At 62.0% G+C, this 26,418-nt stretch carries 25 protein-coding genes; 5 read left to right on the forward strand and 20 right to left on the reverse strand.

All coding sequences use genetic code 11. From position 1 onward, the window contains the following. Positions 1-1,151: 1,151 nt before the first annotated feature. The 7 genes from A4W93_RS21810 to A4W93_RS21835 all read right to left on the reverse strand — a co-directional run bounded on the left by A4W93_RS21810 (position 1,152) and on the right by A4W93_RS21835 (position 5,601). Positions 1,152-1,646: a rod shape-determining protein gene (locus A4W93_RS21810; protein ID WP_085754281.1), complete on the reverse strand. Its 495-nt coding sequence runs from the start codon at positions 1,644-1,646 to the stop codon at positions 1,152-1,154. Positions 1,647-1,693: 47 nt separating this feature from the next. Then, positions 1,694-2,230 carry a hypothetical protein gene (locus A4W93_RS21815; protein ID WP_085752606.1) on the reverse strand — a complete coding sequence of 179 codons (537 nt, stop codon included), beginning with the start codon at positions 2,228-2,230 and terminating at the stop codon, positions 1,694-1,696. A gap of 111 nt (positions 2,231-2,341) precedes the next feature. Then, entirely contained in the window at positions 2,342-2,785 is a 444-nt protein-coding gene (locus tag A4W93_RS21820; protein ID WP_085752607.1) for a DUF4826 family protein, read from the reverse strand. A gap of 74 nt (positions 2,786-2,859) precedes the next feature. Continuing rightward, positions 2,860-3,384 (reverse strand): hypothetical protein, encoded by a 525-nt coding sequence (locus A4W93_RS21825; RefSeq protein WP_157131739.1) that lies wholly within the window; start codon positions 3,382-3,384, stop codon positions 2,860-2,862. A gap of 72 nt (positions 3,385-3,456) precedes the next feature. Continuing rightward, a complete protein-coding gene (locus A4W93_RS29840; protein ID WP_157131740.1) occupies positions 3,457-3,960 on the reverse strand; it encodes a hypothetical protein in 504 nt (167 codons plus the stop codon). Positions 3,961-4,094: 134 nt separating this feature from the next. Continuing rightward, positions 4,095-4,601: a zinc-ribbon domain-containing protein gene (locus A4W93_RS30800; protein WP_407081691.1), complete on the reverse strand. Its 507-nt coding sequence runs from the start codon at positions 4,599-4,601 to the stop codon at positions 4,095-4,097. A 613-nt stretch (positions 4,602-5,214) separates the two neighbouring features. Beyond that, positions 5,215-5,601, reverse strand: coding sequence for a hypothetical protein (locus A4W93_RS21835; RefSeq protein ID WP_085752610.1), 387 nt, complete (start codon positions 5,599-5,601; stop codon positions 5,215-5,217). A 660-nt stretch (positions 5,602-6,261) separates the two neighbouring features. On the opposite strand from A4W93_RS21835, the gene A4W93_RS21845 reads away from it, so the two are divergent. After that, positions 6,262-7,215, forward strand: a complete 954-nt coding sequence (locus tag A4W93_RS21845) for an IS110 family RNA-guided transposase (RefSeq protein WP_085752612.1) — start codon at positions 6,262-6,264, stop codon at positions 7,213-7,215. A 411-nt stretch (positions 7,216-7,626) separates the two neighbouring features. Here A4W93_RS21845 and A4W93_RS29845 read toward each other — a convergent pair whose 3' ends face one another. Beyond that, positions 7,627-7,926 carry a hypothetical protein gene (locus A4W93_RS29845; protein WP_157131741.1) on the reverse strand — a complete coding sequence of 100 codons (300 nt, stop codon included), beginning with the start codon at positions 7,924-7,926 and terminating at the stop codon, positions 7,627-7,629. Between the two features lie 81 nt (positions 7,927-8,007). Here A4W93_RS29845 and A4W93_RS29850 point away from each other — a divergent pair, with 81 nt between their 5' ends. After that, positions 8,008-8,283 (forward strand): hypothetical protein, encoded by a 276-nt coding sequence (locus tag A4W93_RS29850; RefSeq protein ID WP_157131742.1) that lies wholly within the window; start codon positions 8,008-8,010, stop codon positions 8,281-8,283. Positions 8,284-9,266: 983 nt separating this feature from the next. Here the strand turns inward: A4W93_RS29850 and A4W93_RS30805 are convergent. Then, positions 9,267-9,764 (reverse strand): HNH endonuclease, encoded by a 498-nt coding sequence (locus A4W93_RS30805; protein WP_085752613.1) that lies wholly within the window; start codon positions 9,762-9,764, stop codon positions 9,267-9,269. 82 nt (positions 9,765-9,846) lie between these two features. After that, entirely contained in the window at positions 9,847-10,299 is a 453-nt protein-coding gene (locus A4W93_RS21855) for a DUF4279 domain-containing protein (protein WP_085752614.1), read from the reverse strand. Positions 10,300-11,936: 1,637 nt separating this feature from the next. Between A4W93_RS21855 and A4W93_RS29855 the strand changes: the two genes are divergently transcribed. Beyond that, entirely contained in the window at positions 11,937-12,137 is a 201-nt protein-coding gene (locus A4W93_RS29855; RefSeq protein WP_157131743.1) for a hypothetical protein, read from the forward strand. A gap of 214 nt (positions 12,138-12,351) precedes the next feature. Here A4W93_RS29855 and A4W93_RS21860 read toward each other — a convergent pair whose 3' ends face one another. After that, entirely contained in the window at positions 12,352-12,837 is a 486-nt protein-coding gene (locus A4W93_RS21860) for a YfbM family protein (protein WP_085752615.1), read from the reverse strand. A 229-nt stretch (positions 12,838-13,066) separates the two neighbouring features. On the opposite strand from A4W93_RS21860, the gene A4W93_RS21865 reads away from it, so the two are divergent. Then, complete coding sequence (locus A4W93_RS21865; protein WP_085752616.1) at positions 13,067-14,020, forward strand: IS110 family RNA-guided transposase; 954 nt, start codon at positions 13,067-13,069, stop codon at positions 14,018-14,020. Positions 14,021-14,126: 106 nt separating this feature from the next. On the opposite strand, the gene A4W93_RS29860 is transcribed toward A4W93_RS21865, so the two are convergent. The 5 genes from A4W93_RS29860 to A4W93_RS30135 form a co-directional block, all read right to left on the reverse strand. Continuing rightward, complete coding sequence (locus tag A4W93_RS29860; RefSeq protein WP_157131744.1) at positions 14,127-14,477, reverse strand: hypothetical protein; 351 nt, start codon at positions 14,475-14,477, stop codon at positions 14,127-14,129. Positions 14,478-14,587: 110 nt separating this feature from the next. Further along, positions 14,588-14,905: a hypothetical protein gene (locus tag A4W93_RS29865; protein WP_157131745.1), complete on the reverse strand. Its 318-nt coding sequence runs from the start codon at positions 14,903-14,905 to the stop codon at positions 14,588-14,590. A gap of 565 nt (positions 14,906-15,470) precedes the next feature. Further along, entirely contained in the window at positions 15,471-15,869 is a 399-nt protein-coding gene (locus A4W93_RS29870) for a hypothetical protein (protein WP_157131746.1), read from the reverse strand. 404 nt (positions 15,870-16,273) lie between these two features. Then, positions 16,274-16,660 (reverse strand): hypothetical protein, encoded by a 387-nt coding sequence (locus A4W93_RS29875; protein WP_157131747.1) that lies wholly within the window; start codon positions 16,658-16,660, stop codon positions 16,274-16,276. A 1,644-nt stretch (positions 16,661-18,304) separates the two neighbouring features. Continuing rightward, a complete protein-coding gene (locus A4W93_RS30135; protein WP_157782213.1) occupies positions 18,305-18,715 on the reverse strand; it encodes a DUF2314 domain-containing protein in 411 nt (136 codons plus the stop codon). A gap of 818 nt (positions 18,716-19,533) precedes the next feature. Here A4W93_RS30135 and A4W93_RS21880 point away from each other — a divergent pair. Further along, on the forward strand, positions 19,534-20,541 hold the full coding sequence (locus A4W93_RS21880) for an integron integrase (protein ID WP_085752619.1): 1,008 nt from the start codon (positions 19,534-19,536) through the stop codon (positions 20,539-20,541). Positions 20,542-20,555: 14 nt separating this feature from the next. Here the strand turns inward: A4W93_RS21880 and A4W93_RS21885 are convergent, their stop codons facing one another. The 4 genes from A4W93_RS21885 to secA all read right to left on the reverse strand — a co-directional run bounded on the left by A4W93_RS21885 (position 20,556) and on the right by secA (position 26,247). Beyond that, complete coding sequence (locus A4W93_RS21885) at positions 20,556-21,095, reverse strand: BON domain-containing protein (protein WP_085752620.1); 540 nt, start codon at positions 21,093-21,095, stop codon at positions 20,556-20,558. A gap of 27 nt (positions 21,096-21,122) precedes the next feature. Further along, positions 21,123-22,004 (reverse strand): pirin family protein, encoded by an 882-nt coding sequence (locus tag A4W93_RS21890; protein ID WP_085752621.1) that lies wholly within the window; start codon positions 22,002-22,004, stop codon positions 21,123-21,125. A 27-nt stretch (positions 22,005-22,031) separates the two neighbouring features. Further along, positions 22,032-23,261: a bifunctional glutamate N-acetyltransferase/amino-acid acetyltransferase ArgJ gene (argJ, locus tag A4W93_RS21895; RefSeq protein ID WP_085752622.1), complete on the reverse strand. Its 1,230-nt coding sequence runs from the start codon at positions 23,259-23,261 to the stop codon at positions 22,032-22,034. 238 nt (positions 23,262-23,499) lie between these two features. Then, positions 23,500-26,247 carry a preprotein translocase subunit SecA gene (gene secA, locus A4W93_RS21900; RefSeq protein ID WP_085752623.1) on the reverse strand — a complete coding sequence of 916 codons (2,748 nt, stop codon included), beginning with the start codon at positions 26,245-26,247 and terminating at the stop codon, positions 23,500-23,502. Positions 26,248-26,418 lie beyond the last annotated feature (171 nt).

Below are 26,418 nucleotides of genomic sequence, written 5' to 3' on the forward strand. Positions count from 1 at the left end.
CCATCTCGCCAACGTCCGTTCCGGCAGGCAGTCGATGTTGTGCCATGCCGTCTAACGTCGGACTTGAACGGCCGGACGGACATGACGAAGCGAGCCTTGGCACGTCCGCCCGAAGGACGGGTTGGACCGGTGGTTCGCAGCGCAAGACCCAGTCGACGCCGCACATGCGGGCCGCCCGCGGCATGATGCCGATGCTCGCTGCTGGATGTGAGAACAACCTTCGACCACGCGACCTCCCCAGGTGCTGTTTCGTTCTTTCTCAGGACCCTACTCTACGGCACGGCCCGAACACGCTCCACCGCTCCACGTTCGCTGCGAACGACCGCACGTGCAGTGCGTCACGCCGCTCGCCCGCAGACCGCCGCGGGACGGGCAGCCCACGCCGATGCAGGAACGCAGAGCCTGTCCGACGCGAGGCCCTTGAGCGCGATCTCGCGAAGCCCGGCGCAGACCCCGCAAGGTTTCCACGCTCCGTATCAGAGAGCGGCCCTGACAGCGCAGCTCGTGCTCTGCTCATCTCCTGCGCTTTCGGCGTATAGCAAGACTCCAATTGCCACCGGGCTGGCCACCAGCAGGGAGCCGACTGCGCGCAGGACCGTGCGTGGAAGCGATGCGCCCACCGGCGCTGCGAACAACGCTGCAAACAGCGAAAGGCCGGGAAGCATGAGCCACACGGACACCAACTGATGGCCAACGGACGCGGCCGTACTCCCCGCCCCATTCTGCCCACAACCTGCCAGGTAGGAAATGACTACGGCACCTGCAACCAGCACGAAGGCAACTAGAGCGATCGACATCGCCATTGCAATGGAAGCGCTCCGAAATCTCACGGCGCCCAAGGACGGTCTGCACAACGTGACGACAGGCGGAACACAGGCGACTTCGTCGGTACACAAGGGGCGTTCTTTGCGAGTGGGCCATGTACCCGAGTTGGGGAAGCGCTCAGGCTGGTCGCCCAGCCGCACTTCTCGCGCATTGCAAACGCACTCATCTCTTGGCTCCCATCAATTCTCGCCTCGCCATCCACAGATTCGACAGCGCGAACAGCGTGACGATCTGCGCCGTGTTCTTCGCCAGCCCGACATTTGGCATGAGCGTCATGACCTGGCTTGCCGGAGCATGTCAGCTCGATGGACCGGTCAGGCATTGTTCTACTCATGGAGGCAACCTGTACTTGGAAACTGCCCTCGCATGATTTGCTCATCTGTGAGATCAGGACCTTCCCAGAGGCGAACCTTCGACGCACCCGCGCCAAGGCCGAGCTCACGCATTGCCCGGAGTTCGATCTGGGTCAGGCCGCCTGCCTGCTCGCCGAGCGGATGCATCACCACAACAGGTGCTGGAACAAGAATGGCGTTTCCGCGCAGGCGCAGCATGAAAGCCTTGAGCAGCAGTTCTGCAACGGTGAAGTCGGAGATCAGTGATCGTGGATGGGCGAAGGGGTTGTGAACGGCCGTGTGCGGCTCGGATCCGGCGAGACGAGCGGCTGATCCGACGGCGGCGACGCGCGCTTTCTCACCCGGAGTCTTGCGGATCGCGATTTCAGGCACCTCCGATATCGAGACCTGTTTGACCGGATCTCGGACCGCGAGCCGCTGCGGGGAAAGCTGTACGTAGACGAACTGTTTGAAGAGATTCGCGAACATGAAGTTGCCAAAAGCGCATCTGGCGATGCCTGACATTGAAGGATGGGTCAGACTTCGTCGCGCGCAGTGCGCCTGACCGACTGACGCCTGAGGTAGAAGACCGCTGCGACGACACCGACCGCTGTGAAGAAGATTGCCACACCAGCAAGTGAGCTGAAGATGGGAGAGAGGAGCACCAACAGATAACCGCTTGTTCCGAGGAACGCCGCACCCAGCTGAAGCCAGAAGCGAGCACGACTCTCTCTGCCAACGAATCGAGGCAGAACCATCGAAAGTGCGATGAAGCTGGTGCCGGAAAGATAAGCCCATGCGGCCAGCCAACTGACGCTTGGCCGCGGGTAACGCCTGACCCCAGGCAAGGAAACGGTGCCTTGCTGCACGGCGCTGACAGCCGCCTCGGCCAGGGCCCAAAGCGCCGCGCCTCCCATGAGCAACCCGAACACGAGCCAGAAGCCTCGAGTAGCAAGCAGCGGCAGCCGTTCCGCCACCTCGACTTTGCGGTACCTGCGGCCAGACTCCGTGAAGCCGTACTCAGGCTTTGCTTTCACAGAGAAGAAGACAGCGAGCAGCAAGCTGATTGGCATGAAGCCGATCAGGGTTTCCGCTGTTGTTAGAGATGACGGCACTGAGCCCCCCGACGTTTGACATGAGAGGAATGACCCGGCATGCGGTGGCGTGCCCTCCCGCTGGAAGGGTCAGGCCCCATCTTCGACCCAAGCCTCATCGTCATCGACCCACTCAAGAAGAAGCCCGGCTCTGGATGCCAACATGGGGCCGAGTTCTTCATCCTGATGCCCTGATCCGATGCTGAACGACGGATGCCTCTCACCACGCGCCATGCATTCCGCTGCTTCCTGCCAAAGCGAGGCGATGGCTCGAACCGCCTCGCGAGGAGACTTTGCATCGCTCGATGAGACATGGTCACTCGGCAGATCTCCAGAGATGGCCCACCAACCGACAGCCCCTGGATGCGATAGGCTCTCGATCGCCCAAACAGAGACGTATGGGCAAACCTGCCAAGCCGGCCACTCACCAACCCGGCCATGCGCAAGCCCCTCGCCGCGGAGATAGTCGCTGACTTCTTGACGCCGTTCCGCGCACCATTGAGCCTCTGTCTCGGGATCGTCGTAGTCACTCATGATGGGTCCTGACGTTTGACCTGAACTGCGGACAGCGGGCGCAGCGCCCGTTGGACCTCAGCTTGATGAAAGGGTTAGATTCGCCGCTCCACGGCGCCAATGAAGTCTTCGGTGGTTGCAGCGGGGCCATCACCAAAGTTGCGATGTGCACCGTCGGCCCACTCGCACATGACTGTTCTTGTCGATCCGTCGAGGTTCTTTCCATACTCGAGCGTGAAGTAGCGGAACTGAGCTCGACTCGCTTCGTTCCCGGCGTCCCCGGGCTCGGGACTGCTGGTGAGAAGCACCGCGACGAAATGCGCTTCCGCCGAGGCCTCAGGAGGTGGCATTCTGAAGATGATCGCCGGGCAGTCCTTGACTCTGCCCGTCGTCACGCTCAATTCCGCCGTGTTGACCTCCGAGACCGGCGCTCCAATCCGCTTGGCAGTGAGCTCCCAAAGCCAGGCCAGGAACTTGGGTTGCTCTGGCGACCCGACGATGGAGAAGAACTGCAATGGATCTTGCTCACAGACCTCTCTGACGGTGTAGTGTGCGAAGACGTAGTGGTGCTCCCTCGGCTCTGTGCGAACGCTTCGAGCTTTCTTGCGATTCCAGAACATGGCGCCTCTGAACATCTGACGTTGGAGTTCAGCGACTGCCGAAGGCAGTTCGCCGCAATGACGGGTTGGGCATCACTTGATCGCCTCGCTTTCGCAAACCATGTCCACGTACCCCTTCTCCCACGTCCAGTCGCTGGCAGTGCAGCGCTCCAGTACGACTTCAGCCCCCACCTGCCTGGCTGCCAGCCTGGTGACCACGGGCGCTCTCCCCATGCAAGGCCAATTGAATGGCTGAGGGGAAACGTCGAGGAAGACTTCTTTCCTTCCGCCGACCTCGAACCGAGAGAGCGCAACGTGACCCGCGCCCATGCACTCTCCATTCGAGGCCGGATAGACCTTGACGGTCGCTGTGACGCGACGCCCACCCACGTTGCATCGTAACGCGTGATCGCCATAGGGAAGGCGGCTGGCATGCCCCTGACGTCGCGTGATGACAGTGACTTGATCGCTTGTTTCGACAACGCCCGCAATCTCGAATTCGTTGGTTTCGCACCGGTAGGCGGCACCGAATTCAATGCTGTCGGCATGAGCAACGGGCGGGTGAAGAACGCCAGAACTCATGGCAATCGCAAGCATTCTTCGAACGAGTAGCCCCCAACGTTTGTCAGGAGCGGCGGGACACAGCGGGCGAAGCCCGCTGAGGCACGTCCGCTCGATGGATGGGTTAGGCATTCTCGAGGCGGAGTTCTGGTCGCGAGTTGCGAACAACCTCACAGCCGACGAACTCCACACGAGCCACAGTGCCAATCGGGTTGATCCAAGAGTGGTACTTCGCAGTACGGGCATGACGTGTCTGTTGTGGGTTCAGCATCACTTGATGCAACGCGAGTCGACTGCTTCGACCTAATCCGCACCAAATGGAAAGCAGTGGCCACGAGCCCGACCGGAAGCGCCAAACGCATGACCCAGGCGATTGCTTCATCCCCCGGCTCGATCGGTGTGAACCAAATCGCAAACGATCCGAAAGCAAGCAGGAGAAGTCCTGCGATCTTGAACGAGTACCTGGTCCTTTGAATTCCATGCGGAGCCTTCCCACACGTCGTGCAAGACCAAGTCTCGTGATCACCGATAGGGATCAGCGGGATCCAGAAGAGGTGGAGGAAGTCGCTCGTCACCGTGCTCTCTACCCGGCGAGATGCGTTGCAGTGCGTGCAGAACTCGTTTCGAAAGCCATATCGCCTCGGTGAGAACCGATAACGGCCGAAGAAGAAGATCATTTCGACATCCCGAAATTCCTAACGTTTGACATGAGCGGAGGCGTGACCGCGTAGCCGGCAAGACGTCCGCTCGATGGAAGGGTTAGGCGTTTGCATGCAATTGCTTGGCAGTTCTTGTCACCGAAGGAGCTTCATTTCTCTAACGAGAGAACTATTGCACCTTCTACAAATGCTGCCTTGACAATGATTTCCAGCTCTTCCTTGACTACGAAGTGAAGCGTGTTTGATTCTTGTCGGTCTTTCTTCGTATGGTCTTCTTCTCGTACAACGATGCGATGTTCACCTTGAGGCAGAGTCGCGTACCACTTCAGAGGGTCTATTCTTGTAGATCCTGGCCCGCGCCGATGAACGCTCCCATCGATATAGACACTCCAAGACCAAAGTTCCCCAGGAATCTTCTCTTCGCGCAGCATCAACTGGCATAGGTGATCGCCCCTCTCTGCTAGAGCGGTGGCGCACAAGTTGTCTGTAGTCAACGTTGGTTCCTCCGGGGACAGGTGGCGAAATGATCTCGCGTAGCTTTCGCGCACCGTACAAAAACGCCTAACGTTTGACATGAGCGGCGGGACGCGGCGGGCGAAGCCCGCCGTGGCACGTCCGCTCGATAGATGGGTTAGGCATTTCCATTCCGCCAAGAGTCTGCAGACAACGATTCAAGCGCCGCATTCAATCTCACCTGCATCGACTGCGCTTTCTCGGGCGTTGTGTTGAATCCTTCGTGCACGAAGTCCATCACGACTGAACCAATGGCATGTACGGCATCGTGCCGCGACAACCCCTGTTTCTGCAATCGCACCAACGCTCGGCAACTTGGTCCGAAACCCATAGCGAGTTGATTCTCCACCACGACATGAATGACAGCATGAAGCTTCAGGCGAGGCACGCGAATCTTGCGATTCACGTGAAAACTCTGCGCGAGCCGAATTCGTTCACCCTCATCAAGCGCTAACCATTCGCCGGGCTCCGGCGCAGCCTCTGCATCGTAGTGGGTCTGCGACATTCTGCGGCCTAACGTTTGACATGAGAGGCGTCACAAGGGCGTAGCCCTTGTGACGTCCTCTCGATGGAAGGGTTAGGCATCTGCTGCCGGCGCGTTGATTCTCTCTCTAAGCCTTTGGCAACCAACATCTTGGCCTCGTGCACTTGCGGAAGTTAAACCGCTGACTTTCTTCGAACCCACGGTTGTTCTCTACTACTTCTAGAGGCTTCCCATCCGATAGGTAGATCAGCAAGCTCAAGGAGGCTCGAATCCAGGGCTACTGCGTTCTTCAGTGCGACCACCAGACCATCGGCGACATTAAACGGGCCGCCGGTAAGGAACTGCCAGCCTCCGTCCTCTTCGTCATGCAGGACAAGAAGTATTGGATGCTTGTCGTAAACAATCTGCCTCACGGTTATGGCTGCGACGTTTTCAGGATCGTGGAATGGCCAGGTGCTCATTTTTTGCGGATGCCTTGTATGTTCAAACCACCGATTCCGCAGAAGAATCGGCACCTGAGCAGGCGGCAGTTGCACCTGCGGTTGCCGACCCGGCAGCCCGTTGAAGCCTTGGGCCAACCAGCCCGCACGTTAGCGCGGGGCGCCGGGTCGGATGTTCTTGTAACCCGAACAGTTGATCGGGCCCTCTGGAGCCCGGATTCTTGCAAGGCAGGGTACCTGAATGAACAACCCAGATTCTTTCCTCGGCATCGACATCGCCAAGGACTGGCTCGATGTCGCCTGGCTCTCGGGGCAAACGCTTCGCATCGACTACACCGACGAGGCCGTGGCCGGCCTCACCGAGCGACTGCTGGCCGATCCCCCTTCCCTCGTGGTGATGGAAGCCACCGGCGGCCTGGAAACCGCTGTGGCCAGCGCGCTCGCCGCCGCCGGCCTGCCCGTGGCCGTCGTCAACCCACGTCAGGTGCGTGACTATGCGAAGGCCCGTGGCCGACTGGCCAAGACCGATCGCATCGACGCCCTCATTCTGGCCGCCTTCGCAGCGGCCATCCGTCCACAGGTGCGCGAACTCCCGGACGAGCACACCCGTGCCCTCGGTGAACTGCTGGCTCGCCGTCGCCAGCTCGTCGAGATGCGCGTGCAGGAAAAACTGCGCATCCAACGCGCCTCCGCGCTCCAGAAAGCCAGCTTGCGCGAGCACATCGCTTGGCTGGACGAGCGCATCAGCCGTCTCGACATCGACCTCACCCACGCGCTCCGAACGTCGGACGCCTGGCGCGACAAAGACGATCTGCTCAAGGCCATCCCCGGCGTGGGCTCGCTCACGCGTGCCACCCTGGTGGCCCTGCGCCCTGAACTCGGAACGCTCACCCGAAGGCAAATCGCCGCGCTGGTCGGCGTGGCGCCCTTCAACCGCGACAGCGGCAAGCACCAGGGCGATCGCGTCATCTGGGGTGGCCGTGCCCAAGTACGCCGAACGCTCTATATGGCCGCCGTCAGCGCCATGCGCTGCAACCCCGTCATCCGGGCCTTCTACAAACACCTGCGCAGCCAAGGTAAACCCGCCAAGGTCGCCCTCACCGCCTGCATGCGCAAGCTCCTCGTGATCATGAACGCCATGCTCAAGCATCACTCCCCCTGGTCTCCGGAGCTTGACTTGCAACACAGTTGCTAACGTTTGACATGAGCGGCGGGACGCGGCGGGCGAAGCCCGCCGTGGCACGTCCGCTCGATGGATGGGTTAGGCAGCATTGAGGCAGCGACTGAGCACTTGCGCACGATCGTATGGGCCGTCATCGCTGAGGTCATGCTGCGGAGTATCGAACTTCACCCAATACAAGTGCTCTTCGCCCTGCACAGTTTCTACTTTCTCGGCAGTGCTGATGACAACGCCCAGACAATCCTGCCGCCAACCCGCACATGTTGCGGCCACGATCACCCGCGCACCCAACGCGAACGATTGGAGCGATGGGTACGGGTTGTAAGGGTCAGTCATGCGTCCTCGCCTGTAACGGCCTAACGTTTGACATGAGCGGCGGGACACGGTGGGCGAAGCCCGCCGTGGCACGTCCGCTCGATGGATGGGTTAGGCAGCATTCTGCTCGTGGCGGCCGAACAGAAGGCGGACACCAGCCAAGCAAACCGGCAACGCAACCAGTAGCGCCGCAAAACAGCACAGCCATATGGCAACAAATTCTGCGTCAGCGACTTCCTCTTGGCTGATCGGATTCCAGGCTTCTACGACGTAGAACAGCAACTTCTGCGGCACGAGCGACCACAGGAGTTCATGTCGAACTACGACGGCTGCTGCCAGCATCGCGACGAAAGCTGTCGCCATCGCGACAAGCACCCATTTTCCGAAAGTCCGCGTGAACAGAGAACGCACGGTCGGCCTAACGTTGTACTTGAGCGGCGGGACGAAGCTGGCGAAGCCAGGTTTGGCACGTCCGCTCGAAGGACGGGTTAGATGGATTCGTTGCTACAGCGCCCACTTCTTTTCCGCCAATACTGGATGGGGCTCCCCCCTCTTCTTTACGTGCAAGCGATTGATGATCCTGCGAAGCCAAAAGAACAGGAGTCCAGCAATCACTATCACGATGATCTTGATAGTGACCACCGCAAGAACAGAACCCACGCCTGGACTTGGGCCGCCTTGCTTAAGCAACCAAGCTACCGCCTCCACCACATGAATGGCCTGCAGCGCGAAGACAAAGCCGCATATCCCTCTGACAACTCGCAGTAGAACGAACATTGAACCCTCGACTTTGAAATCAACGAAGACAGCCTAAAGGTGAAGCCAAGCGCCGAAGGATGACAACGCCTACTCGTCCTTTTTCTCAATCGCCTGAGTCATGCCAACCACCACAACAGTTCCTAGTAGGCCTCCGACGACGCGGCCTACATCACCTTCACCGAACAGCGCTCCGGAAATGGCGAATGCGACGAAGTAAATCGCAAGGACCCCAAAGAGAAACGCAACTGTCTTCATCCTGGGGCGAGCTCTCTTGATCCATCTAACGTACTACATGAGCGGCGGGACGCAGCTGGCGAAGCCTGCTGCGGCACGTCCGCTCGATGGACGGGTTAGGGTGCATCGCCCGCATGTACGCGTACCCGCATAGGAAGACCTGCGCCAAGCGCAAACCCCAACGAAACCACGACAAGAAGCGTAACGCTACTTGCAATGGAGAACAGCAGGGCCGTGAGTGGTTGCGGCCGAGCGAGAGCTGCAAGAGCGCCGACCAACACACCCACACCGCCGGACAACGCGAGAAGCAGCATCCCGTGCGCTCGACCTTTCGCCCCCAGCCACGCGGCAACGGGACTTGAAAAGCAAGCCGCGACGGCCCAACCGACGAGGCTACCGACAAAGAATGTGTACTCGAGAGATACCCGAGACAAAAGCAAAGCACCCCCGATGGGAACGGCCTCGATCCAAGGGCGTACTCCCGCTAGGTGGGCACCGATCAATGAAAAGTTTGCCGCCGCAACGCCAACGAAATATCCGGCCCACCGGCGCCGACCTCCCAATGCTGCAAGCGCAGTCGGATATGAAACGCGCAGTGAAAGGCGCGGAAGTAGGAGAACGAATGCAAGGAGCACCGCGCCCCACGGGCTGTCAGTTAGAGCAGACTCATTGACCTGCATCGTACGACCTAACGTACTACTTGAGCGGCGGGACGAAGCTGGCGAAGCCAGCTTTGGCACGTCCGCTCGAAGGACGGGTTAGGCGCCATTGCGTAGCTCATGCTCTACTTGCTGCAGAACCCAGGCGATAGTTGACGGATTGAGTTCTCCTTGTCCCCAGTGAGTACTCGCCCGTCGCATGTACCTGGAAAGCGCATCCTCTATCGCCGGCATCGCGTTCTCGATGTTCATGCCAGCGAATGGCATCCTACCGAATAGAAACTCGTACTCTCTGAATCCTCGCTGCCGCCAGTACGTGCCATAGAACGGGGCCCCATGCGCTCGCAACCAGGCCCACATGAATGTTGGATCTTCAACGTTGGGGGCTTCTGCATGACACTGCGCACAGAGAAGCACAAGATTGCTCGGAAGCTCTGACCCTCCGAGTGCGCGGGGAACAATATGGCAACGCTGCAACTGTCGGCCCTGCGCGCATCGCCAGCACAGCCTCTCGGCTTCGGCCCAATCTACAGAGAGGCCGCATTCGTCAGCATTAGCGGACCAGTAGCCAACGACTTCGCCATGAGTTGTGTCCATGGGGCCTAACGTTGGACTTGAGCGGCGGGACGAAGCTGGCGAAGCCAGCTTTGGCACGTCCGCTCGAAGGATGGGTTAGGCATCACTCGTCAAGTTCCAAGTATGGATCGATGAGCAGCGCAAGCCCGCGTCTTGAAAGCTCGTTTGCCGCAAGCGGCCCCAGCTTGAACTCAGCGTTCATCTGATCGGTGTACAGCACCAGACGTACCCGTGGCTCGTAGCTTTGAAGTGACTTCCAAACCGTTGCTTCGCTTGGGAGCGATACAAGCAAGTCGTGGAGACGCTTGTCGCCTTCACCATCGGCAAGTTGCAACTCTCCTGAGTCAAGAATCCAGCCGCCAGTCCTATAGTGCTGAGCCCCCCTCGGACGCTCATCGCCCTTGCGATAGCTCTTCGTCGGGACAATCCCCAAAATCTCGGTGACTGCTTGTGGATCCAAGTCATCCCCAAACATCTCCAGCAGGAAGAATGCGCGATTAAAGCTGCCCCCCATGCGGGCAAAGAGGCCGGTCTTGTGGTCTTTCAAACGATGCATGCCAGTGTAGATTTTGTGAGGCCTAACGTTCTACATGAGCGGCGGGACGCAGCGGGCGCAGCCCGCTGGGGCACGTCCGCTCGATGGACGGGGTAGGCAATGCTATTGGCACAAAGCAACTTCCAACGCCGGCGGAGCCTCTCCGATGTACTCGGCACTAGGCGCGCAAGAGGATCGCATATTCAAGTTGATGGCGACAAAGCCAAAGAAGCCAAGCACGACAAAACCAAACAACACCTTCCCAAGGGCCGCAATTCTCGAACGCCACAGCAGCACGATGACCAACGCTCCGAAGAACAGTGTTGCTGTCGTAGCAGCTGCACGCCAAGCGCTTACCGTGACTTGACCTGGCCAAAGTGCACCGAGAAGCTGATGCGTGGCGCTGGCCCAAAGGAGTGGCGCCGCGAGTAGCGCGACAACCTTGATCACGGACACCAATGCGGGACGAGAATTCAATTACACGGCTCCCTGTGCGGCCTAACGTACTACTTGAGCGGCGGGACGAAGCTGGCGAAGCCAGCTTTGGCACGTCCGCTCGAAGGACGGGTTAGACCGGTGGCTTGCAGCACAAGACTCAGGCAACGCCGACCATGCGCACCGCGGCAGGCATGACACCGATGCCGCTGCTGAATGTGAGAACAATCTTCGACCACGCGACCTCCCCAGGTGCTGTTTCGTTCTTGCTCAGACCCCTACTCTACGGCACGGCCCGAACACTCTCCACTGCTCCACGTTTGCAGCGAGCCACCTCACGTGCAGCGCGTCACGCCGCCCGCCCGCTGACCGCCGAAGGACGGGCAGCCCGCGCCGATTCATGCATGCCCAGCCTGGCCGGAGCGAGGCCTTTTGTATTCATTGCTCCCGTCTCCTGAGCGTGACGCGGAACACGCCGTTTCACCGCATCGACAAGCACACGAGCATAGGCATGGCACGGCCCCACTGGCTCGCGGGCTCTAACGTTTGACATGAGCGGCGGCACAAAGCCGAAGGCTTTGGGACGTCCGCTCGATGGAGGGGTTAGGCTTCAAATCGGCGCCCACCCGACCGCATGACCACTCCGAGATTTCAAGAGTGCCTCGGAGAATGGCACCAACGATTCGTTCATGTGCATGGATTTCAAACACCAGATGCCATTTCGACGCGACTCGGCGGCACCCGAGGGAACGGCCACCAAGCCAACGGCATGCGCATCACGGCGGTACAACACCGACGGCGTGAGGGGTTGAATCTCCACATGAACTCCCGCGTCAGGCTCGTAACCGGCAGGAACAATGCAATGTTGCAGCACCGCCCCCGAAGTGATGATGACTTGACGGCTCCCGTCTCGAAGATGGTGATACTGCGCCGCCCACCTGTGTTTGGTCTCCCACTTCGGGGATTTTCCCCAGCACATCTCATTCCTGAACCAAGCGAATAGAAGGAGCTTCGTCGGGACCTCGAAGGTGAAGTCACCTGCGAGGGACCTGCGTCCCCATTCGTCTTCGAACAACCTCAGTTCTGCTTTCACGGCAAGCCTAACGTTCTACATGAGCGGCGGGACGCAGCGGGCGCAGCCCGCTGGGACACGTCCGCTCGATGGCCGGGTTAGGCAATGCTATTGGCACGAAGCAACTTCCGCCGCCCGCGGAGCCTCTCCGATGTACTCGGCGCTGGGCGCACAAGAGGACCGCAAATTCAAGTTGATGGCGACAACGCCAAAGAAGCCGAGCACGACCAAACCAAACAACACCTTCCCAAATGCCGTGATTCTCGAACGCCACAGCAGCACGATGACCAACGCTCCGAAGACCAGTGTTGCTGCCGTAGCAGCTGCACGCCAAGCGTTGACCGTGACTTGACCTGGCCAAAGTGCACCGAGACGCTGATGCGTGGCGCCGGCCCAAAGGAGTGGCGCCGCGAGTAGCGCGACAACCTTGATCACGGCCACCAATGCGGGACTAGGATTCAACTGCGCGGCTCCCTTGTGCGGCCTAACGTTGGAGTTGAGCGGCGGGACGCAGTGGGCGAAGCCCACTGCGGCACGTCCGCTCGAATGACGGGTTAGGCGGCACTCTATGAAAGGTGCAGAAGCATTGCTTTGCCAGCAGCAGCGGCCTCGGAGAAATATGTTCGGAGCGGTTCGTAGTTCTCCGACACGTACTCGAATTGCATCTCATCGCCAATCCATCCATAGATCTCGGCAACCTCATCGTCCTCTGGGATGAACCGTACCCACAAGTCAGCTGGTGAGATTTCAGCTAGAGCCTTGGCTGTTGACTGAACTTCATCTGGAGTTAGGTAGCGGAATGGCCCATATCCAGCATCAGTTCCGGGCAGTTCGGTTCCACCCAGAACTGCGTTGCACAACGGATACTCGCCACCCCACACCTCGCCAGTAAGCAAGAAGTGGATTACGTGCCAAGTCTTATCTATGTCGAGTGGCTCGGCCGGGTAGTTCCCGTCTTCCGGCCACACGAGATCACTGACATCAACGGATTCGCTGATGACGGCCTCAAGTTGCTCAGCCGAGAGCTTTAAGTACCTTCCGGTCATCGACATATCTGGGAATTCCTTGTGACACCTTGTATGTTCAAACCACCGATTCCGCAGAAGAATCGGCACTTGAGCAGGCGGCAGTTGCACCTGCGGTTGCCGACCCGGCAGCCCGTTGAAGCCTTGGGCCAACCAGCCCGCACGTTAGCGCGGGGCGCCGGGTCGGATTTTCTTGTAACCCGAACAGTTGATCGGGCCCTCTGGAGCCCGGATTCTTGCAAGGCAGGGTACCTGAATGAACAACCCAGATTCTTTCCTCGGCATCGACATCGCCAAGGACTGGCTCGATGTCGCCTGGCTCTCGGGGCAAACGCTTCGCATCGACTACACCGACGAGGCCGTGGCCGGCCTCACCGAGCGACTGCTGGCCGATCCCCCTTCCCTCGTGGTGATGGAAGCCACCGGCGGCCTGGAAACCGCTGTGGCCAGCGCGCTCGCCGCCGCTGGCCTGCCCGTGGCCGTCGTCAACCCACGCCAGGTGCGTGACTATGCGAAGGCCCGTGGCCGACTGGCCAAGACCGATCGCATCGACGCCCTCATCCTGGCCGCCTTCGCCGCGGCCATCCGTCCACAGGTGCGCGAACTCCCGGACGAGCACACCCGTGCCCTCGGTGAACTGCTGGCTCGCCGTCGCCAGCTCGTCGAGATGCGCGTGCAGGAAAAACTGCGCATCCAACGCGCCTCCGCGCTCCAGAAAGCCAGCTTGCGCGAGCACATCGCTTGGCTGGACGAGCGCATCAGCCGTCTCGACATCGACCTCACCCACGCGCTCCGAACGTCGGACGCCTGGCGCGACAAAGACGATCTGCTCAAGGCCATCCCCGGCGTGGGCTCGCTCACGCGTGCCACCCTGGTGGCCCTGCTCCCTGAACTCGGAACGCTCACCCGAAGGCAAATCGCCGCGCTGGTCGGCGTGGCGCCCTTCAACCGCGACAGCGGCAAGCACCAGGGCGATCGCGTCATCTGGGGTGGCCGTGCCCAAGTACGCCGAGCGCTCTATATGGCCGCCGTCAGCGCCATGCGCTGCAACCCCGTCATCCGGGCCTTCTACAAACACCTGCGCAGCCAAGGTAAACCCGCCAAGGTCGCCCTCACCGCCTGCATGCGCAAGCTCCTCGTGATCATGAACGCCATGCTCAAGCATCACTCCCCCTGGTCTCCGGAGCTTGACTTGCAACACAGTTGCTAACGTTTGACATGAGCGGCGGGCCGCGGTGGGCGAAGCCCGCCGTGGCACGTCCCCTCGATGGATGGGTTAGACATCGGTAGCGCCTCGAACGTTGACGTGGGTGAACTCATGGAGGGGCCGCAAGCACAGCTTCAACCTCGACAGACGACGCAACCAGAAAGAACACTTGCCGATCGAACGACGCCATAGTCTCCGCTTCGATTGCAAGCACGGCGTCCTCTGGATCGACTGGCACTACCTTTTCGATCTTTTCTCGTTCAACGAGGCTCGCAATACGAAACTTCGGATGACTAAATTCAAATGGAAGCGAGACATATGAAACGCCAATGAATGCTGCAACTGGCGTGGCGTATTCGACGGATGTGCCACTCGAGAGACTGAGGCGCCAGCCATCGTAAGACTTGATCACGCAGTCCCACCCACAGCGGGAGTTCAGAGCGTCGAGCAGTTGCTTCATCTGCGATGCCTAACGTTTGACATGAGCGGTGGCACAAAGCCGAAGGCTTTGGGACATCCGCTCGATGGAAGGGTTAGGCCCCAGCGCAGAGGTCCCGTACATGGGTCGCGTCATTCTTCTCCCTGCCATTCCTTGTGCTGCGGAATCATGCGTTTGACTCGCCACTCTTCAAGACTCGAATAGATTGATGAGGCAGGCCAGGGTGGCTTCTGCCTCCCTTGCCAGACAAGGTGCACCTCGGCAACGCGACCCGTTCCATCGAGCATTTCGAACAATGCGTCGTCTCCGTCACCTCGACCGATAAGCAGCACCTTAACGCCATGAAGCTCATGGCCGCGCCGAGTTTCGCGCTCAAGCTGTTCGGCAAAGGTGTGGAGGTACGAAGACTCTTCGCCTTCAGTTGATCCCCACGGATCGAGCCACTCCATAGCAGTTCTTCTGCGGCCTAACGTACTACTTGAGCGGCGGGACGAAGCTGGCGAAGCCAGCTTTGGCACGTCCGCTCGAAGGACGGGTTAGACCGGTGGGTTGCAGCACAAGGCCCAGACGACGCAGACCGTGCGAGCCGCGGCCGGCATGACGCCGACGCCAACTGCTGGATGTGAGAACAACCTTCGACCACGCGACCTCCCCAGGTGCTGTTTCGTTCTTGCTCAGGCCCCTACTCTACGGCACGGCCCGAACACTCTCCACCGCCCCACGTTCGCAGCGAGCGCCTGCACGTGCAACGCGTCACGCCGCTCGCCCGCTGACCGCCGAAGGACGGGCAGCCCGCGCCGAAGCATGCATGCCCAACTTGGCCGGAGCGAGGCCTTCTGTATTCATCGTTCCCGCCTCCTGAGCTTGACGCGGAACACGCCGGTTCATCGCATCGATAAGCACACGAGCGAAGGCATGGCTCGGCCCCACTGGCTCGTGGGCTCTAACGTTGGACATGAGCGGACGTCACCAAAGTGGCGAAGCCGCTTTGGTGACGTCCGCTCGATGGATGGGTTAGGCCGATCCATCATCGGACATTGGATCGCCGATACTAAAGCGTACGCGACGGGCCTTACTCGTAAGTTTGTGCCGCTTGTTAAATGCCATGCACCCACAGACAAGAGCAAGCAAACCAAACACAAAGGTAATTGCAACGTATCGACTCCTATCGCTCTCTGCGGCCTGAACGATAGCGACGAGAAATCCTGTGACGGCTGAGGAAAGGATTGAGGTTAGAAATATCCAGACTTCGTAGTCACCTAACGCACTGGCATCGACCAGCTTTACCTCTACTGAGTCTGGTACAGATAGGGTGATGCTCGCCGACTGAGCGAACGGATTCGAGGTGGGCGGCTTCTTCGATGGATGGGCAACGAGATCTTGGCTGGATGCGGACGATTCCGTGGTGTTCATCACATCGTCCTTTCATTGATCTTTGCCCAATTGTCCGCGGGAAGGTAGCCCTGATATTGACCACCGACCATTGCTGGCGTTATAAGGAAGTGAACTGTTGCTCCAGCGGACTTGGCGACAGATGTCATGGAATTTAAGATCTGTGTTCGGTCGGCCTCGCTGTAGATCTTGACGACGTAGAAGGTTGATAGGGGGCGTATCCACGGATACGCTTGAATTACCCCTCGCAGGCGCTCATCAATCTGAGCCCACTGAGCTCCGCTCGCGGTGATATCCCATGAAACTGCTATGTGCATTCGTCCTCCCGAACTTCGGTGATATGTCAGATGTGGTTGCAGAGCGGCCTAGCGTTTGACATTGCTGCGTGACCTGGCTTGCCGGAGCACGTCAACTCGATGGAAAGGTTAGGCCTCGCCGCCATCGCCGGCGAGAAGCCTCTCATATCGTTCCTTTTCTTCGACCGAGGACACATCAATAAACGGATGAGGTTCGAACCCCTGATCTACTTCGTGCGGAGCTAGGTACTTGCCGCTCAAGTGAATGGCGCCGCCGATTCGCAGTTGATCAGATATCAATCTTTTCATCTGTTCCGAAGACTGAAGGGCGTAGAAGTTCTTTTTGAACTGGACTTTTTCAACTCCGCCCGGAAAACGATAGACGACTCGTTGAATCGAATCGTGGAGATACCACGTGCATCCTTTTGTCCCGCACGCCAGCTCCGCGACGTAGCACTTTACGGAGCGATGCACACGATATCGGTTGTCCGGCTGCGGAGGTCTCTGGATTGCCATGTCAGTGAGGCCTAACGTACTACTTGAGCGGCGGGACGAAGCTGGCGAAGCCAGCTTTGGCACGTCCGCTCGAAGGACGGGTTAGACCGGTGGCTTGCAGCACAAGACTCACGCAACGCCGACCATGCGCACCGCGGCAGGCATGACGCCGATGCCCGCTGCTGAATGTGAGAACAACCCTCGACCACGCGACCTCCCCAGGTGCTGTTTCGTTCTTGCTCAGACCCCTACTCTACGGCACGGCCCGAACACTCTCCACCGTCCCACGTTCGCAGCGAGCGCCCGCACGTGCAGCGCGTCACACCGGCCGCCCGCTGACCGCCGAAGGACGGGCAGCCCACGCCAATGCGTGCATGCCCAACTTGACCGTAGCGAGGCTTTTTGTATTCATCGTTCCCGCCTCCTGAGCTTGACGCGGAACACGCCGGTTCATCGCATCGACAAGCACACGAGCGAAGGCATAGCTCGGCCCCACTGGCTCGTGGGCTCTAACGTTGGAGTTGAGCGGCGGGACGCAGTGGGCGAAGCCCACTGTGGCACGTCCGCTCGAATGACGGGTTAGACCGGTGGTTTGCAGCACAAGGCCCAGACGACGCAGACCATGCGCACCGCGGCTGGCATGACGCCGATGCCTGCTGCTGGATGTGAGAACAACCTTCGACCACGCGACCTCCCCAGGTGCTGTTTCGTTCTTGCTCAGGCCCCTACTCTACGGCACGGCCCGAACACTCTCCACGGCTCCACGTTTGCAGCGAGCGACCTCACATGCAGCGCGTCACACCGGCCGCCCGCTGACCGCCGAAGGACGGGCAGCCCGCGCCGATGCAGAAACGCAGAGCCTGGCCGTAGCGAGGCCTTTGAACACGACCTCGGACAGCGCCGAGCAGACCATGCGCGACCTCAGCTCGCACGCCTGAGCGGGCTGTGGCATTCGGTATTTCGCTGCCCGCACCTCGCTGACCAGACGCGGAACACGCCGGTTCACCGCAACGACAAGCACGCGGGCGCAGGCATGGCACGGCCCTACTGGCTCGCGGGCTCTAACGTTGGAGTTGAGCGGCGGGACGCAGTGGGCGAAGCCCACTGTGGCACGTCCGCTCGAATGACGGGTTAGACCGGTGGTTTGCAGCACAAGGCCCAGACAGCGCAGACCATGCGCGCCGCGGCCGGCATGACGCCGACTCCTGCTGCTGGATGTGAGAACAACCTTCGACCACGCGACCTCCCCAGGTGCTGTTTCGTTCTTGCTCAGGCCCCCACTCTACGGCACGGCCCGAACACTCTCCACTACTCCACATTTGCAGCGAGCGACCTCACGTGCAGCGCGTCACACCGGCCGCCCGCTGACCGTCGAAGGACGGGCAGCCCGCGCCAATGCAGAAACGCAGAGCCTGGCCGCAGCGAGGCCCTTGAACGCTGCATCGCGAAACACGGCGCCGACCATGCGCAAGGGTTCCACGCCCCGTTCTAGCGAGCGCGGCTGACAGCGCGGAGCGCATCTGCAAGCACGCGAGCGCTGGCATGACGCGGCCCCACTGGTTCGTGGGCTCTAACGTTGGACTTGAGCGGCGGGACGAAGCTGGCGCAGCCAGCTTTGGCGCGTCCGCTCGAAGGACGGGTTAGGGGCTGCCCGCAAGGAAGAACTCACTGCTTTGGTTTGCATGCCACTCCCCAGTAGGTCATCTGTTCCTTCGCTTCCTTCTTGGACATGGCTTTGAACTCAGAACATACGTTGTAGTGACCGTAGATGACGCGGCTCTCCCTGTCTTGGTAGGTCCAGTCAAGCACATCTTTGCCTTGCACCCGTACTTCTTGTCCGAACTGAAGGCTAGAGACCTCTCTTGGGATTGCCTCCAGCCTACCGACATACTCCTTACCGTCTAAGCGCGCGTGATTGAGCCAGAACCTTTCGGTCTTCTTGTCTTCTCGAATCTCGACTAGTACACGCGGCAGGGTTGCACGCTTCGGATCCGCTATGGCTTCGTTGAAGTAGTGAAGCTCCGCTTGCGCCGCCGCATATGGGTTTGGCTCTTCGGCGATGGCATGGAGAGCCATGGCAAGCCCACAGGCGGACAAGCAAAGTCTCGTGGTTGCAGAGGCTATGGGCATGCAGCGCCTAACGTTTGACATGAGAGGCGCTTGGAGGCCGAAGGCCGGAGAGCGTCCTCTCGATGGAAGGGTTAGGCATCGCGAAACTCTCTTCTGAGCCGTGCAGAGAGTTCTCTGCGAACCCATGCACGCGCCGCGCCCCCTAATGCGGCTACAGCCGTCCCGACGGCTGCGATAGTTAGGCCTAGGCTCAACCCTGGATGAACAATGATGATGTCTATCACGATGAAAATTGCCGAGAGGACGGCGCTGCCAAGGAAGGCTTGAAGCCACCCCCGGACAGACCGCGGTGTGCTCTGTTCTCCGGCCTTGTTGCCAAACAAACGGCCACGCCACATGGTCACTGAAATTGGGACGGTAAACAATGAAGCAGCGCCCGCGACTCCCCAGTACGCCTTTCCCTGCATGAAGAGCGCGGTGGCACCAAAGATGACGGCGAGGATGGTGGCAATTCCGGCCACATACGCAACCAGTTCCCTTCGCCATCGCTGTGCGAGCACAGTGCGCATAGTGATGCCTAACGTGAGATAGACATATTGTTTTGCTTCCGCCCGCGTCACCTAGTCAGTCCATCCGTCACCTAACGCATCCGGCACAGACTTTTAGGGCGACACCCGGGCTCTCAGGCAAAGACACCCTCAACTCCCCAGCACCGCGTATCTCGCCCTCCTCGAATCCTACAGGCCAATGCCGCCCTAAACAACGCGGCGATACCTCCCGGCCCGCATAGGGCGTGCGAATTGGGGCGGCCGAAAAATTGCCGGATGGAAGCTCCCGTCCCTGAAGCGGAATTCGTCGGCCCGCCCCGCCCGGCCAAACTGCTGACCCAATTGCGCGCCCACCTTCGCACGCGCCACTACAGCATCCGCACGGAGCAGGTCTACGTCGACTGGGTGCGTCGGTTCATCCAGTTCCATGGCCTGCGGCACCCTTCCGAGCTGGGTCCCGCCGAGGTCGGTGCGTTCCTGTCGCACCTTGCGGTGGAGCGTCACGTGGCCGCCTCTACGCAGAACCAGGCGAAGTCGGCCCTGCTCTACTTCTACAAGAACGTGCTCGAGCTCAACTTGCCCTGGCTCGACGAGGTGGTGCAGGCGAAGGCGCCCCGGCGACTGCCGCTCGTGCTCACCGAACGCGAGGTGCGTGCACTGCTGGAAGCGATGCACGGTCCGATGTGGCTGATCGCGAGCCTGCTCTACGGCACCGGCATGCGCCTGCTGGAATGCCTGCGGCTGCGCGTGAAGGACATCGAGTTCAACCGCCGCGAGATCATCGTGCGCGAGGGCAAGGGCCACAAGGACCGGGTGACGGTGCTGCCGGACAACCTCGTGCAGCCCATGCGCGATCAACTGTCCCGGACACAGGCACTCCACCGCAAGGACTTGTCCGAGGGTTTCGGGCAGGTCTACCTGCCGAACGCACTGGCGGTGAAGTTCCCGCACAGCGACCGCGCCTGGGGCTGGCAGTACGCGTTCCCGGCAGCGTCACGCTCCCGCGACCCGCGCGAGGATGTCCCTCGCGAACACCGGCATCACGTGCTGCCCGAGTCCGTGCAACGCGCCGTGCGCGAGGCCGCCCGCCGCAGCGGCTGCGTGAAGCCGGTGACGCCGCACGTGTTGCGCCATTCGTTCGCCACCCACCTGCTGCACGCAGGCTACGACATCCGCACGGTACAGGAGCTGCTGGGCCATGCCGACGTCAGCACGACGATGATCTACACCCACGTGCTCAACCGCGGCGGGCGCGGCATCCGCAGTCCGCTCGACGCGCTCTGACGGAGCACTCCCTCTCAACGCCGACGGCCTGCATCACTCCCTGAAGCCGCAGCCAGCACCGGGTACGGCACCTCACCCTTCGCCCCGACACGCACCCGGACGATCACGTGGCCGACGTCCGGCACCGTCCACGTGAAGTCTTCCAGCGCGGCCACCGTGGCCGCACGGGTCACGCAGCCCTCCACGAACACGATCCGCCCCTGCACGGTCACCCACAGCGCGGTGCCCTTGAACAGGGCCGGAAACCGGGCGGCCTGGGCACGGAAGGCCAGGGCAATGTCCTGGTCGTAGTGGAAGGCATTGGGCCGACTGCAGGTGCCGGCCAGCCAGCAGGTGGTGCCTCGCTCGGCGCGGTTGTGGGACTGCACGTCGCGCTGCTGTGCGGTGCGGAATGGCCCCCGAGGCAACGGGCAACCGGGGCCTTGGGCGGACACCTGAAAGAACGGGTCGCCGAACCAGTTGCGCTGTTCGGTGGGCGGCTCCTCGCCATGGCACGGCAGGCTGGTGGACCCGGCCGCCAGGATGACGACAAGGACGCGGGCAAGCGGGACCATGCACACGCCCGCCCCGCCCGCCGCCGGTCACACCTTCAGCGGCGGCCCCGGGATGAACTCGGTCTCACCCTCGACGTGCCCCATGCGCTGCGCCTCCCAGTCGGCCGCGGCCTCCGCGATGCGCTCCTTGCGGCTGGACACGAAGTTCCACCACATGAATCGATGACCCAGCGGCTTGCCGCCGACGAGCACGACACGCGCGGCCTGCGGCGCCGACAGCACCGGCTCGCGGCCGGCGGGCAGCACCACCATGGTCTGGGGCGCCACCTCGATCCCATCGACGGTGAAGGCTGCATCCACGCCGTACAACGCCCGCTCCTCGGCCACATCGGGCACGGTGACGGAAGCACCGGCCTGCAGCGCGAAGTCGACGTACAGCGTGGGCGACAGCGTGGGCGTGGGCGAGGTGGCGCCGAAGGCGCTGCCGATCATCACGCGCACCTGGACGCCGGGCAGGTCCACCTTCGGCACGTCGGCCGCGGCCGTGTGGTGGAAGCTCGGCGCGTCTTCCTCGTGTTCAGCCGGCAGCGCGGCCCACAGCTGCAGGCCGTGGCTGCGGCGTTCCACGCCGCGCAGGTCGTCGGGGGTGCGCTCGGAGTGCACCACGCCGCGGCCGGCCGTCATCCAGTTGATGGCGCCGGGTTCGATGCGCTGGGTCACGCCCGTGCTGTCACGGTGCATCATCGCGCCCTCGAACAGGTACGTGACGGTGGCCAGGCCGATGTGCGGGTGCGGCCGCACGTCGTGGTTGTCGGTGGGCTTCGCGGTGATGGGGCCGAAGTGGTCGAAGAAGATGAACGGGCCCACCGACTGCTTCTGCACCGCGGGCAGCGTGCGGCGCACGACGAAGCCGCCACCGAGGTCCTTCGTGTGGGGCTTGAGTTGCAGGAAGTCGGGGGTCTCGGCCATGGGGACGGTCCTTCGGGAACAGGGGGATCAGCTGCGGTAGTCCGCGTTGATCTTCACGTATTCGTAGCTGAGGTCACACGTCCAGACGGTAGAGGACGCGCCCCCCCGTTTGAGGTTGACCCGCACCGTGATTTCGGCCTGCTTCATGACCCGCGCGCCGTCCTCTTCACGGTACGCCGGGTTGCGCCCGCCGTCCACCGCCACCGACACGTCGTCGAGGTGCAGATCGATCTTCGTCTGGTCGAGGTCGGTGATGCCGGCGTAGCCCACCGCGGCGAGGATGCGGCCGAGGTTCGGGTCGCTGGCGAAGAAAGCGGTCTTCACGAGCGGCGAGTGGGCGATGGCGTACGCCACCTGGCGGCACTCGTCTTCGGTGCGGCCGCCGTCGACCTGCACGGCGATGAACTTGGTGGCGCCCTCGCCGTCCCGCACGATGGCCTGGGCCAGCTTCTCGGCCACATCGATGACGGCCGCCTTCAGCACGGCGCCGTCGCCGCTGTCGAACGACGTGATGGGCGTGTTGCCGGCCTGGCCGGTCGCCACGATCACGAACGAGTCGTTCGTGGAGGTGTCGCCGTCGATGGTGATGCGGTTGAACGAGCGGTTGGCCGCGTCGGTGACCAGGGACTGCACGAGGCCCGGAGCCAGCGCGGCGTCGGTGGCGAGGAAGCCGAGCATGGTGGCCATATTCGGGCGGATCATGCCGGCGCCCTTGCTGATGCCGGTGATGGTGACGGTCTTGCCGCCGAGGGTGATGCGCTTGGACGCGGCCTTGGGCAGCGTGTCCGTCGTCATGATGGCCTCGGCGGCCACGGCCCAGTTGCCCTCCTTCAGGTCGTCCAGCGCGGCCGGCAGGCCCGCGGCGATGCGGTCGTGGGGCAGCGGCTCCATGATGACACCGGTGGAGAACGGCAGCACCTGCTCGGGCGCCAGCTCGAGGTGGCGGCCCAGCGCCACGCAGGTGGAGAAGGCGCGCACGAGGCCGTCTTCACCCGTGCCCGCGTTCGCGTTGCCGGTGTTGATGACAAGGGCGCGCGTGCCCACGTTGGCGGCCAGGTGCTTCTGGCACAGCTGCACGGGCGCCGCGCAGAAGCGGTTGGTGGTGAACACGCCGGCCACCTGCGAGCCCTCGGACACGGTGATCACCGTGAGGTCGCGCCGGTTGGCCTTTCGCACGCCCGCCATCGCGATGCCGAGCTTCACGCCGGGCACGGGGAACAGGTCAGCGGGGTTCGGGGCTTGCAGGTTGACGGGCATCTCGGGGCTCGCTTTGGGAAAGGGGACTGGTGGTCGATTGTAGGAACAACGGGGGGCGGAATGGTGAAATCCGCTTCGTCATCCCGGCGCAGGCCGGGACCCTGGGCGGTCGCTCGAAGCACTGCTCTGCGAGCCCACGCCCGGGGTCCCGGCCTGCGCCGGGATGACGGCGTTTTCTTTTGCGTGCGCACCATGAAAAACGGAGCCCGAAGGCTCCGTTTTTCATGGCATCACACGCTCAGCTCAGCTTGCCGTGGCACTGCTTGTACTTCTTGCCGCTGCCGCACGGGCACGGGTCGTTGCGGCCCACCTTCGGCAGGCCGCCGTCGGGCATCGTGGCGGGGTCGGTCTCCTGCGCGATGCTGCCGTCCTCGTTCGGGTGCGTGTAGGTGATGTTGCTGATGGCCTCGGCGCGGTCCTCGATGGCTTCGGCGGCCTGGGCCACCTGTTCCTGGCTCTGGATGCGCACGGTCAACAGGATGCGCGTGACGTCCATCTTGACGACGTCGAGCAGCTGGCTGAACAGCTCGAAGGCCTCGCGCTTGTACTCCTGTTTCGGGTTCTTCTGCGCGTAGCCGCGCAGGTGGATGCCCTGGCGCAGGTAGTCGAGCGCGGCGAGGTGTTCGCGCCAGTGCTGGTCGATGGACTGCAGGAAGATCATGCGCTCGAACGGCAGGAACTGCTCGGCGCCCACGCGCTGCAGCTTGTCGTCGAACGCGGCGTGGCCGGCCTTGACGACCTGCTCCAGCACGTCGTCGTCGGTGATGGCGTTGCTCTTCTCGACCGTGGCCTGCAGGGGCACGTCGAGCTGCCATTCGTCGCGCAGCACCTTCTCGAGCCCGGGGAGGTCCCACTGCTCTTCGAGGCTCTCGGCAGGCACGTACGTGCGCACCACGTCGTTCAGCGTGCTGGCGCGCAGGTTGGTGATCTGCTCGTCGAGCGACGAGGCCTCGAGGATCTCGTTGCGCTGCTGGTAGATGACCTTGCGCTGGTCGTTCGACACGTCGTCGTACTCGAGCAGCTGCTTGCGCACGTCGAAGTTGCGGGCCTCGACCTTGCGCTGCGCGCTCTCGATGCTGCGCGAGACGATGCCGGCCTCGATGGCCTCGCCCTCGGGCATCTTCAGGCGGTCCATGATGGCGCGCACGCGGTCGCCGGCGAAGATGCGCATCAGCGAGTCTTCGAGGGACAGGTAGAAGCGCGAGGAGCCCGGGTCGCCCTGGCGGCCCGAACGGCCGCGCAGCTGGTTGTCGATGCGGCGCGACTCGTGGCGTTCGGTGGCGATGATGCGCAGGCCGCCGGCGGCCTTGACCTGCTCGTGCAGGCCCTGCCATTCGTCGTGCAGCTGCTTGATGCGCGCGGCCTTGTCGGCCTCGGGCAGCTCGGTGTCGGCCTCGAGCACCTGCACCTGCTTCTCGACGTTGCCGCCCAGAACGATGTCGGTGCCGCGGCCCGCCATGTTGGTGGCGATGGTGATCACGCCCGGGCGGCCGGCCTGGGCCACGATCTCGGCTTCCTTCGCGTGCTGCTTGGCGTTCAGCACCTGGTGCGGCAGGTTCACCTTCTTGAGCTTCTCGGAGATGAGTTCCGAGTTTTCGATGGAGGTGGTGCCCACCAGCACGGGCTGGCCGCGCTCGTGGCAGTCGCGGATGTCCTGGATGACGGCGTCGAACTTTTCCTTGTCGGTCTTGTAGACGAGGTCGAGTTCGTCCTTGCGGGCCGTGGGCTTGTTCGGCGGCACGATCACGGTTTCCAGGTTGTAGATCTCCTGGAATTCGTAGGCCTCGGTGTCGGCCGTGCCGGTCATGCCGCCCAGCTTGCCGTACATGCGGAAGTAGTTCTGGAACGTGATGGACGCGAGCGTCTGGTTCTCGCTCTGGATCTTCACGCCTTCCTTCGCCTCGACGGCCTGGTGCAGGCCGTCGGACCAGCGGCGGCCCGTCATCAGGCGGCCGGTGAACTCGTCGACGATGACCACCTCGCCGTCCTGCACCACGTAGTGCTGGTCGCGGTTGTAGAGGTGGCGGGCGCGCAGCGCCGCGTACACGTGGTGCATCAGCGAGATGTTCGCCGCGTCGTACAGGCTGGCGCCCTCGGCCAGCAGGCCGGCCTCGGCGAGGATGCGCTCGGCGTTCTCGTGGCCGTCCTCGGTCAGGTAGACCTGGTGCGACTTCTCGTCGACGGTGAAATCGCCCGGATCGATCACGCCTTCGCCCGTGCGCAGGTCGAGTTCACCGATCTGCTTCTTGAGCTTCGGCACCACGGCGTTGATGCGCACGTAGAGCTCGGTGTGGTCTTCCGCCTGGCCGCTGATGATCAGCGGCGTGCGGGCCTCGTCGATCAGGATGGAGTCGACCTCGTCGACGATGGCGTACGTGAGGCCCCGCTGCACGCGGTCGGCCGTTTCGTAGACCATGTTGTCGCGCAGGTAGTCGAAGCCGAACTCGTTGTTCGTGCCGTACGTGACGTCGGCAGCGTAGGCGGCCTGCTTCTGCTCGCGCGGCATCTGGGGCAGGTTCACGCCCACGGTCAGGCCGAGGAAGTTGTAGAGCTTGCCCATCCACTCGGCATCGCGCCGGGCGAGGTAGTCGTTGACCGTGACGACGTGCACGCCCTGGCCCGTCAGCGCGTTCAGGTACACCGGCAGCGTGGCCATCAGCGTCTTGCCTTCGCCGGTGCGCATCTCGGCGATCTTGCCGCCGGTGAGCGCCATGCCGCCGATCAGCTGCACGTCGAAGTGGCGCATCTTCAGCACGCGCTTGCCGCCCTCGCGCACCACCGCGAAGGCTTCGGGCAGCAGCGCGTCGAGCGACTCGCCCTTGGCGATGCGGTCCTTGAACTCGGCGGTCTTGGCCTTCAGCGCCTCGTCGTCGAGCGACTCGAACTGCGGTTCCAGCGCATTGATCCGCTGCACCACCTGACGGTACTGCTTGAGCAGCCGGTCGTTGCGGCTACCGAAAATCTGGGTGAGAAGCTTGGGCAACATGCAGCGTCGGGAAAATAGGGGCTGGGGTCAGCGGGACGAACATGCGAAAGGGCCGCGCAACGGCACGACCCGCACACACGCAAGCAGGGGAACAACCGCGGTCAGATGGGAGTCGCCCCGCGGATTGCAAGGCACCTCTTCCCCGTACCGGCGGCAAAAGCCGCGGATTTT

The organism is Piscinibacter gummiphilus (assembly GCF_002116905.1).
In the GTDB taxonomy this organism is placed as follows: domain Bacteria; phylum Pseudomonadota; class Gammaproteobacteria; order Burkholderiales; family Burkholderiaceae_C; genus Rhizobacter; species Rhizobacter gummiphilus.

Coding starts and splice junctions, on each gene's coding strand:
- A4W93_RS21845 (WP_085752612.1), top strand. CDS start 6,262: ATGAACAACCCAGATTCTTTCCTCGGCATCGACATCGCCAAGGACTGG.
- A4W93_RS21865 (WP_085752616.1), top strand. CDS start 13,067: ATGAACAACCCAGATTCTTTCCTCGGCATCGACATCGCCAAGGACTGG.
- A4W93_RS29855 (WP_157131743.1), top strand. CDS start 11,937: ATGTACTCGGCGCTGGGCGCACAAGAGGACCGCAAATTCAAGTTGATG.
- A4W93_RS29870 (WP_157131746.1), bottom strand. CDS start 15,869: ATGAACACCACGGAATCGTCCGCATCCAGCCAAGATCTCGTTGCCCAT.
- A4W93_RS29860 (WP_157131744.1), bottom strand. CDS start 14,477: ATGAAGCAACTGCTCGACGCTCTGAACTCCCGCTGTGGGTGGGACTGC.
- A4W93_RS21810 (WP_085754281.1), bottom strand. CDS start 1,646: ATGTTCGCGAATCTCTTCAAACAGTTCGTCTACGTACAGCTTTCCCCG.
- A4W93_RS21815 (WP_085752606.1), bottom strand. CDS start 2,230: ATGCCAATCAGCTTGCTGCTCGCTGTCTTCTTCTCTGTGAAAGCAAAG.
- A4W93_RS21860 (WP_085752615.1), bottom strand. CDS start 12,837: ATGTCGATGACCGGAAGGTACTTAAAGCTCTCGGCTGAGCAACTTGAG.
- A4W93_RS21855 (WP_085752614.1), bottom strand. CDS start 10,299: ATGCATCGTTTGAAAGACCACAAGACCGGCCTCTTTGCCCGCATGGGG.
- secA (WP_085752623.1), bottom strand. CDS start 26,247: ATGTTGCCCAAGCTTCTCACCCAGATTTTCGGTAGCCGCAACGACCGG.
- A4W93_RS30800 (WP_407081691.1), bottom strand. CDS start 4,601: ATGATCTTCTTCTTCGGCCGTTATCGGTTCTCACCGAGGCGATATGGC.
- A4W93_RS21825 (WP_157131739.1), bottom strand. CDS start 3,384: ATGTTCTGGAATCGCAAGAAAGCTCGAAGCGTTCGCACAGAGCCGAGG.
- A4W93_RS21885 (WP_085752620.1), bottom strand. CDS start 21,095: ATGGTCCCGCTTGCCCGCGTCCTTGTCGTCATCCTGGCGGCCGGGTCC.
- A4W93_RS21820 (WP_085752607.1), bottom strand. CDS start 2,785: ATGAGTGACTACGACGATCCCGAGACAGAGGCTCAATGGTGCGCGGAA.
- A4W93_RS29865 (WP_157131745.1), bottom strand. CDS start 14,905: ATGGAGTGGCTCGATCCGTGGGGATCAACTGAAGGCGAAGAGTCTTCG.
- argJ (WP_085752622.1), bottom strand. CDS start 23,261: ATGCCCGTCAACCTGCAAGCCCCGAACCCCGCTGACCTGTTCCCCGTG.
- A4W93_RS29840 (WP_157131740.1), bottom strand. CDS start 3,960: ATGCTTGCGATTGCCATGAGTTCTGGCGTTCTTCACCCGCCCGTTGCT.
- A4W93_RS30805 (WP_085752613.1), bottom strand. CDS start 9,764: ATGGACACAACTCATGGCGAAGTCGTTGGCTACTGGTCCGCTAATGCT.
- A4W93_RS30135 (WP_157782213.1), bottom strand. CDS start 18,715: ATGGCTCTCCATGCCATCGCCGAAGAGCCAAACCCATATGCGGCGGCG.
- A4W93_RS21835 (WP_085752610.1), bottom strand. CDS start 5,601: ATGTCGCAGACCCACTACGATGCAGAGGCTGCGCCGGAGCCCGGCGAA.
- A4W93_RS21880 (WP_085752619.1), top strand. CDS start 19,534: ATGGAAGCTCCCGTCCCTGAAGCGGAATTCGTCGGCCCGCCCCGCCCG.
- A4W93_RS29875 (WP_157131747.1), bottom strand. CDS start 16,660: ATGGCAATCCAGAGACCTCCGCAGCCGGACAACCGATATCGTGTGCAT.
- A4W93_RS21890 (WP_085752621.1), bottom strand. CDS start 22,004: ATGGCCGAGACCCCCGACTTCCTGCAACTCAAGCCCCACACGAAGGAC.
- A4W93_RS29850 (WP_157131742.1), top strand. CDS start 8,008: ATGGATTCGTTGCTACAGCGCCCACTTCTTTTCCGCCAATACTGGATG.